At 71.7% G+C, this 8,012-nt stretch carries 6 protein-coding genes; 1 reads left to right on the top strand and 5 read right to left on the bottom strand.

The genetic code is table 11. The features are described 5' to 3' along the window. Positions 1-51 precede the first annotated feature (51 nt). Positions 52-825: an SDR family oxidoreductase gene (locus AC2YHB_RS24910; protein ID WP_487354799.1), complete on the top strand. Its 774-nt coding sequence runs from the start codon at positions 52-54 to the stop codon at positions 823-825. Between the two features lie 309 nt (positions 826-1,134). Here AC2YHB_RS24910 and AC2YHB_RS24915 read toward each other — a convergent pair whose 3' ends face one another. The 5 genes from AC2YHB_RS24915 to AC2YHB_RS24935 all read right to left on the bottom strand — a co-directional run. Continuing rightward, complete coding sequence (locus AC2YHB_RS24915; RefSeq protein ID WP_487354800.1) at positions 1,135-4,158, bottom strand: S8 family serine peptidase; 3,024 nt, start codon at positions 4,156-4,158, stop codon at positions 1,135-1,137. Between the two features lie 409 nt (positions 4,159-4,567). Beyond that, the gene (locus AC2YHB_RS24920; RefSeq protein ID WP_207008103.1) at positions 4,568-4,927 is read right to left on the bottom strand and encodes a hypothetical protein; all 360 of its coding nucleotides are present in this window, start codon (positions 4,925-4,927) and stop codon (positions 4,568-4,570) included. A gap of 101 nt (positions 4,928-5,028) precedes the next feature. Then, positions 5,029-6,552: a sigma-70 family RNA polymerase sigma factor gene (locus tag AC2YHB_RS24925; RefSeq protein WP_487354803.1), complete on the bottom strand. Its 1,524-nt coding sequence runs from the start codon at positions 6,550-6,552 to the stop codon at positions 5,029-5,031. Between the two features lie 5 nt (positions 6,553-6,557). Beyond that, a complete protein-coding gene (locus AC2YHB_RS24930; protein WP_487354801.1) occupies positions 6,558-7,004 on the bottom strand; it encodes a hypothetical protein in 447 nt (148 codons plus the stop codon). Positions 7,005-7,143: 139 nt separating this feature from the next. Continuing rightward, positions 7,144-8,012 (bottom strand): DUF7507 domain-containing protein (locus tag AC2YHB_RS24935; RefSeq protein ID WP_487354802.1); only part of this gene is annotated, 869 nt, incomplete at its 5' end.

Genomic DNA, 8,012 nt, shown 5'->3' on the forward strand with positions numbered 1-8,012 from the left:
ACATGTATACCCGGTATGCCTCGCGCTGTCGAGCCCTGCCACACTCCCGGCATGACCTCAGGCGGAGCGAAGACGATCCTGATCACCGGTGCCTCCAGCGGCCTGGGCGCCGAGATGGGCCGCCAGTTCGCCGCCAAGGGGTACGACGTCGCGCTGGCCGCCCGTCGTACCGAGCGCCTCGAGGAGCTGCGCGCCGAGATCCTCGCCGCCCACCCGGAGCGGCGGGTGGCGGTCCGCGCGCTCGACGTGACCGACCACGCCGCGGTCTTCCGCGTCTTCGGCGAGCTGCGCGACGAGCTCGGCCGGCTCGACCGGGTCGTCGTCAACGCCGGGCTCGGCAAGGGCGCGAGGCTCGGCACCGGCCGGTTCGAGGCCAACCTCAAGACCGCGATGACCAACTTCGTCGGGGCGCTGGCGCAGACCGAGGCCGCGATGGAGGTCTTCCGGGCGCAGGAGGCCGGCCACCTGGTGATGGTATCGTCGATGTCGGCGATGCGGGGGATGCCGTCGGCGATGACGACCTACGCCGCGACCAAGGCCGGCGTCGCCCACCTCGCCGAGGGCCTGCGGACCGAGCTGCACGGGACGAGGCTGCAGAAGACGATCAAGGTCACGGTGCTCTACCCGGGCTACATCCGCTCGGAGATGAACGACAAGGTCGAGCAGTCCACGCCACTGATGTCCTCCACCGAGAAGGGCGTGCAGGCGATGGTCGCCGCGATCGAGAAGGAGGTCGCCGACGCCTGCGTGCCGCCGCTGCCGTGGGCGGCGATGGCGCCGGTGATGAAGCACGCGCCGCTGGGCGTGCTGAAGAAGCTCATCTGAGCCGGGCGGCCCGGTTCCGGCTCGACGGGCCGGTCGGAGGTCCGGTTGTCCCCATGGGTCCTCCGACCGACTCGCCAGGCCCGGTGAGCACCGGCCGCGACGATCCCCGGGCAGCTCGGTCGCGTGGAGGGGGATCCCCGTGACCGCCCACCGCCACCCGGGGTCTTCCGCGCGGGCCGTGGCGGTGCTCGGCCCGGGGCCCACGCTAGGGAGGGCACCTTCACAGTCGACCCCGGCCTGTGTGAACCCCCGGACGCGGAAGGGGCCCGGTCGGTCGACCGGGCCCCTTCCTGCGTGCGTACGCCGCCGCTACGGCGTGGTGGTGTCGACGTAGACGAACGTCGAGTTCGGCGCGCCGTCGTACCCGAGCAGGCCGAAGTAGTGCGCGTCGGCGTCGAGCCCGCTCCACGTCACGTCGAAGGACGTGTCGGCACCGGTGGTCACCGGCACCGGGTTCGGCTCGACGGCCAGGTCGCCGACCGACGGCGAGCCGCCGAGGTCGTAGACCCGCAGCGACCACGGCACCGGGGCGCCCTGGTCACCGGCCGCGAACGCGTCCACCTCGACGATGTAGGTGCCCGCCGGCGCCCCCTCGAGCGAGAAGGTCTCACCGGGCGACGGCGTCGCCGCCTCACCCGCGACGGCGAAGATCGTCGACGGGTCGCACGACTCGGCGGCGTACACGTACATGTCGAGGTCGCTGGTCTGGTCCGGCGCGACGAGGTCGAACTGGGCCAGGTCGTTGCCCTCGCCGATGGTCACGCACTCGAGGGTGTAGGCACCCACCGCGAGCGAGCCCTCCGAGGTCTGCCCCTTGACCAGGCCCGCCGGCGAGACCTGCAGGTCGCCGGTGAAGCCACCAGTGATCGGCACCTCGGTCGAGCCGTCGACGCCCGTGCCGGTGACCGACGTCGGCGCCTTCACCGAGACCGGCCGCAGCGCGACGGGCAGCCGCACGGTGGTCGGACCGGTCAGCGTGACGTGCCCGAAGGCCCACTGGCTCAGCGGCGCGTTGGTGCGCTCGAAGGTGAAGTCGACCTTGGTCGACTGCCCGACCTGTCGGGCCGACACCGACGACCTGCTCGCCTTCGCCTTGAACCCGGGGACGTCGACGCTGACCCGCCACGTGCCCTTGCGGGCCGCGGTGAAGGTGCGCGCCAGGGTCACCGACGTCATCACGTGGCCCTCGGCCAGCGACGGCAGGTTGACGGCGTTCGGCTCGATCGCGGGCACCCCCGTGTCGAGGCCGAGCCCGGTGATGTAGCCGTACCACTGCTCCCAGTCCGAGAGGACGAACAGGCCAGGGTCGAGGAACGCCCGCGGGTTGACGTGGCCGGCACCCTGCGCGAACAGGTCGTTCGACCGGCTGCCGTCGGACTTCTTGAGGTCGGTCGCGGTCGTCATCATCGCCGACTTGATCTTCATCGGCTCCCAGCGCGGGTGGACGCCCTGGATCAGCGCGGCCAGGCCCGCGATGTGCGGAGCCGACATCGACGTCCCGGAGTAGAGGTCGTAGTCGCGGCCGTGGTTGGACGGCGGCGCGACGGCGGCCAGCACGCTGACGCCGGGCGCGGAGATGTCCGGCTTCAGCAGGTCGCTGTCGTCGGACGCGGCCGGGCCACGCGAGGAGAAGCCGGCGATCTGCGGCACCGGGGTCACCGTGCCGGAGAGGTTGCCGAGCTCGAAGCGGGCGGTGGCGGAGGCGCCGGCCGAGTCGAGGTAGTCGTAGACCTTCGGTGCGTCGGCGTCCGAGACGTGGATCGTCGGCACGGCGTGGAAGTCGGCGTCCAGGCTGCCCTCGCTGATGTTCGCGAGGACGACGCCGACGCCGCCCGCGCGCTGCACCTCGGCACTCTTGGCGACCCGGTCGTAGACACCGCGCTGGCAGACCACGATCGTGCCGCTGACCTTCGCGGGATCGAGGCTGTCGGGCGCGCACAGGGCCGTGTCACTGGCCGAGTGCGAGCCGTTGCCGGAGTCGCCGGCATCCACGAGCTTCGTGTCCGGCAGGGCGGTCTTGCTGATCGACGCGCCCACGATCTTCTGGCCGTTGCCGAGCACGACGGTGTTCTCGAAGCTGGTGTGCGTGCTCGCGGCCACCGTGGTCACCCACGGGCTGTTGTGGGCGACGGTAGAAGCGCCCGGTCCGCTGTTGCCGGCGGAGGCCGCGACGAAGACGCCGGCCTCGGCCGCGCCCTCGAACGCGATCTCCGCGGCCTCGAGGACCGTGTCGGTCGGGCCCGAGATGGAGTAGTTGAGGACGTCGACGCCGTCGGTCACGGCCTGCTCGATCGCGGCGACCAGGTCGGACGTCGTACCGGACGCCCGGCCGTCCTCGGTCGCCCAGAGGGCCTTGTAGACGGAGATCTTCGCGGCCGGGGCGATGCCACTGACCGAGCCGAAGTCGACGCCCTCGGTGGTCACGTCGTCGACCCGGCCGCCCGCGGCGGTGGACGCGGTGTGCGAGCCGTGGCCGTTGCCGTCACGGGGCGAGATGTAGTCCTCGTCGATGGTGCGTGCCTCGCCGTAGCCCTCGACGAAGTAGCGCGACGAGATCAGCTTGCTGTTGCAGTCGCTGACCTCGAACTCCTCGCCCGCCTGGCACAGGCCACGGAAGAGGTTGCCGTCGGACTTCCTCATCGACGTCACCGCGCCGGTGATCTTGGTGCCCCACCTGCCCTGCGGGTCCGCCGTCAGCGGCGCGCCCCGGAAGGACTTCGACTCGGGCCAGATGCCGGAGTCGATGACGCCGACAACAACGCCGTCGCCGGCCTTGCGCTCCCCACCGACCTGCTTCCAGACGCCCTTCTTGCCGGTCAGGCCGAGGAAGTCGGGGGTGTTCCAGGTGTCGGCGTAGACGATCGAGTCCTTCTGGACCGTCAGCACGCGGCGGTCGGTCGCCAGCTCGGTGGCCTGCTTGGCGGTCAGGTCGGCGACGAAGCCGTTGGCCGAGATCGTGTAGTGCCGCTTCACGTCGAAGCCGAGGTCGCTGCCGAGCCTGTCGTGCGACGCGCGCAGCTTCTTCGTGTACGCCGCCACGCCGGCCCCGCGCGCGTCGAACTGCTCACCGGCGCCGGCCCGGGTCTGGTCGGCCGTGGAGGCGGGCGGAGCCGCCAGCATCACGACATAGCGACCGGCCTTGTAGCGCGTCAGGTCCGTCTTGTCGGCGCTCAGGCCCGCGCCGTCGGAGGCGCCGGGACCCGGGTCACCGGGGTCGTCGGCCAGCGCGGGAGCACCCAGCGCGACCGTCACTCCGAGGATCGCGGCCGGGGCGATCACCAGGCTGGAGCGGAGACGGCGGGCGCGTCGTACGCCCGCGGCAAGGACATGCATCGATGGGTCCTCCGAGATCCGAGAGGGACGGCGTTCGCCTTGTGGGCAGCTGCCGGTGCGGAGATCGTTCCGCCCACGACACCCAAGCCGCGAAGATCCGCTGCGTCAAGACCCTCGCAGGGGACGGCCTCGTTCCGAGCGCCGTCGCCGCGGGGGCGCAGGGACCGAGGGCGCCTCCATGTGGGGACGGGCAGCGCCCTCGGTCCGCGCGAGGAGTCCGATCCCGCCGTGGACGACAGGATCGGACTCGGGACCGGCCGCACGTTCTTGGGGCATGCGGGCCCGGACCCTGCGGCCAGGCGCTCCCTCCCCACCGCACTCGTGGATGAGACACGCGATGTGCCCGAGTCTTACGCCGCCGGAAGGCAAATCTGACGCGGTCCGGCCGCTGGCAGCCGAGCGCAGGACCTCAGCAGGCCCGGACGAGGTGTCTCCGGGCGTCGGCGACGAAGACCCTCGTACCGGGGAGAGCGCCGGCGTCGTCCAGCGCATGGCATACCTCAGCGGCGTCGACCGGAACGAGGGCCTCGGTCGTCACCAGCAGCAACCAGCCCGAAGCCGTGGACTCGATGGTCATGACCTCGGCTGAAAGGTCGGGGGCGACGACACCTGGGTCGCGCAGCGCGTCGGCGATCCTCTCCGCGGACGTCCGGAGCACGGGATCGACCGGAGCACCGACCACGGCCGCGCTGGAGTACGACGCCTCCGCGTCGCCCGCCTCGGGGGTACCCGGGTGCAGGGCGCCGTCCACGAGCACTGCACCACTCACGACGACCCCGAGGACCGCGCCCGTGACGGTCCATCCGCCCGAGGACGCACGCCATCGATCCAGCAGGCCCGGCCTGCCCGTCGGAACGGGAGGGAACGAGGTCAAGGGGTTCGCCACTGGTTGTTGCCCGGATCCGGGTCGATGTTGCCGGGTGCGCTGACACTCGCCACGACGGTGAGGTCGCCGGACACGACCACGTCGAGGGCGAAGTCTCCGTTCCCCGCGACCAGCGTGCACGTCACCTCGGCGTCGCCGGTGAGCTGGCAGCTCGCCGGACGGAAGCCTTCGCGTCGATGGGCCACGAACGACTCGAGCCCGTCGATCCTCAGACGGATCTCGACGCCGGCCGCCGACGAGTCCGGGCCGAGGCTCAGCTGCAGGTGCCGATGGTCCGGGTAGCTCGTCGAGCCGCCGCCCGTGATCGACAGGTCGCGGCGCGTGGGGATCGTCGGGGAGGGGGACGACGACGCCGTCCCCTCGGCGCCCGGTGCCGGGCGGGTGAAGGGCACCGTCGACGGCGTGGCTGCCGAGGCCGACGTCGGCCCCGAGGGTGTCGACGATGTGGCACGCGGAGCCGATGCCGATGGTGCCGGAGACGACGGTGCCGGAGACGACGGTGCCGGAGACGAGGACGGCGTCGGCTCGCTGGTCGCGTGCCCCGACGCCACCGACGCCGAGGGCCGACCGGGTGCGGCCGAGCGCTCGGGCGGGTCGCTCGTGAGCACGACGAGCCCTCCGGTGACCGCCAGGACGAGTCCGACCGCGACGCCTCCCAACGCGAGCGCCGCATGGTGGGACGAGTCGGCCGAGAACAGCGGGGTCGGGTCGACCGCGATGGTGCCGGACCCGCCTCCCTGGGCCACATACCCCACGGCCAACACGGGACCGACCAGTGCCGGCAGCAGCGCGGCCCCGGGGCGGCCGTTGACGAAGGCCACCTCGCCCACGACGGCCGTGCACGCAGCGCACCCGACGAGATGGTCGTCGAGGCGTTGCTGGTCGCCCGCCGTGAGCTTGCCCAGCACGTGCCCCGGTACGAGGCGTCGTACGTCCTTGCACTCGGCTTCGTCACCGGCAGCCACATGGGCGTCGATGTAGGCGCGGCGAAGGCCCTCTCTCGCCCGGAAGCTCAGGGCGGCCACTGCGTTCGGCTTGATGCCCAGGATCTGGCCGACGGCGCGATGATCGTCGCCCTCCACCGCGGTGTGCCACAGCACGGCCTGCCAGCGCGCAGGCAGCGAGCGGAATGCCGCCGCCAGCATCTCCGAGCTCATCCGGTCATCGATGTCGTTCGCCGGCTGGTCGGCCACCTGCGCGGGCACCTCGTCCACCCACATCAGCCTGCGGTCGCGCTGGAAGCGATTCACGGCGAGGTTGCGAATCGTCTGGAACAGGTAGGCACGGAAGGCCGAGCGGACCCCCGCGCCGTTCCGCGCCGCCACGTACACGCGCGTGAACGCCTCGGACACCAGGTCGTCGGCGTTGGACGGATCGATGCCCCGAGCCATCCGCATGGCAGCCTCGTGGTGCCGGCGGAAGAGCTCCGCCCAGGCCGCGGTGTCGCCGGCGCGGACGCTGTCGAGCAGCGCCTCGTCGGCAAGGGTCGTTGCCGTCGACTCGAGCATCTCGGTCACAGCGGTGCTGACCGCACCACGCGAGCCACGCACTCCACCCCGGCCCCGGTGCGGCCTCGCAGCCTGCCGACGGCGAAGTCCTCGCTCCCGCCGGCCGGAACGGCCAGGTCACGCTCGCCGGAGGCGATCACCTCGCTGGTCTCGCTGACGACCACCGAGACCCGGACCAGGTAGCGCGCCTCGTGGTCCGTCGGGTTCATGAGGGTGCCCGATGCCGTCCAGCGCCGCTGGCCCTTCGGCGTGCAGCGGAACCCGGTCAGGTCGGCGCGGGCGCCCACCGGGTCCGTCAGGTCCCCGTTGTCGCCGCTCGGCGTCCTCGACTCCTCGGACGCCGAGGAGGCATCGCGGCCAGCTGGCTGGTCCTTCGAGTCCTCGCTGCAGGCCGTCATCGAGAAGGCACCGAGCGCGAGCGCCAGCGCGATTGCAGTCTTTCTGTTGAACATGCTTCCCCCACATATGGTCGACGCCACGCTGGCGTCCGATGGCCGACGCCCACTCCGCCAGCGGAGCGTCGGACCGGTTCTTCACGACCCCGCACGGTCCGGCCCGGCCGCGAAGAGCGACCGGACCGGACCGACGGAGTCAGGCCACCTTGCGCCTGTTGCGTCCCACCAACACCAGGCCGGCCAGGAGGCTGATCCCTGCGCCGCCGATCAGCAGCAGCGACGGTCCGCCGGTGTTGGGCAGCCCACCGCCAGAGCCGGCCGAACCGGAGGAGACATCCGGCTCCGGGAGCTCGATCGGCGTCGTGACCGAGTCGGGCGGGGTGACGACCGGGGGCTGTCCCGGCGGGGTGTAGCCCGCCGTCGCGGTGTTGCGCACCGCTCCCGCATCCACGTCCGCGGCAGTGATGACGTACGCCTCGTCCGCCAGGCAGGTCACCGTCTCCGACGGCGCCAGCGAGGTCACCGGGCAGGTGACCGCGATCCCGGCCGCCTCCAGCATCGGGTCGTCGACCACGAGCTCGGTGAGCGTGACGTTGCCGGTGTTCGTCAGGTCGAAGGCGTAGGCGATCTCGTCGCCCTCGTCCGTCCGACCGTCGCCATCGACGTCGGTCACCGAGGCCACCCGCTTGTCGAGGACCAGCGCCGGCTCGTCGTCGAGCTCGGTCACCGTCTCGTCGGGGTTACTCGGGACAGGCGGGCCCGTCGGCGGAGTGCCGTGCGAGGTGGCCGTGTTCTCGACCGTGCCGGCATCCATGTCGGCCTGGGTGATCACGTACGGCTCATCAGCCGTGCACGTCACCGACGCACCCGGCGCCAGCGTCGTCGGGTCACACGTGACCGTGATCCCCAGACCCGCCAACAGCGGGTCATCGACCGCCACGTCGGTCAGCGTCACGTTCCCGGTGTTCTCGAGATCGAACACGAACTCGATCTCGTCGCCCAGGTCCGTCAGACCGTTGTCGTTGACGTCCGACACCGAGCTGACTCGCTTGTTGAGCGACAGCT

The organism is Nocardioides sp. SRI_004 (assembly GCF_057586415.1).

Coding starts and splice junctions, on each gene's coding strand:
- AC2YHB_RS24925 (WP_487354803.1), bottom strand. CDS start 6,552: ATGCTCGAGTCGACGGCAACGACCCTTGCCGACGAGGCGCTGCTCGAC.
- AC2YHB_RS24915 (WP_487354800.1), bottom strand. CDS start 4,158: ATGCATGTCCTTGCCGCGGGCGTACGACGCGCCCGCCGTCTCCGCTCC.
- AC2YHB_RS24910 (WP_487354799.1), top strand. CDS start 52: ATGACCTCAGGCGGAGCGAAGACGATCCTGATCACCGGTGCCTCCAGC.
- AC2YHB_RS24930 (WP_487354801.1), bottom strand. CDS start 7,004: ATGTTCAACAGAAAGACTGCAATCGCGCTGGCGCTCGCGCTCGGTGCC.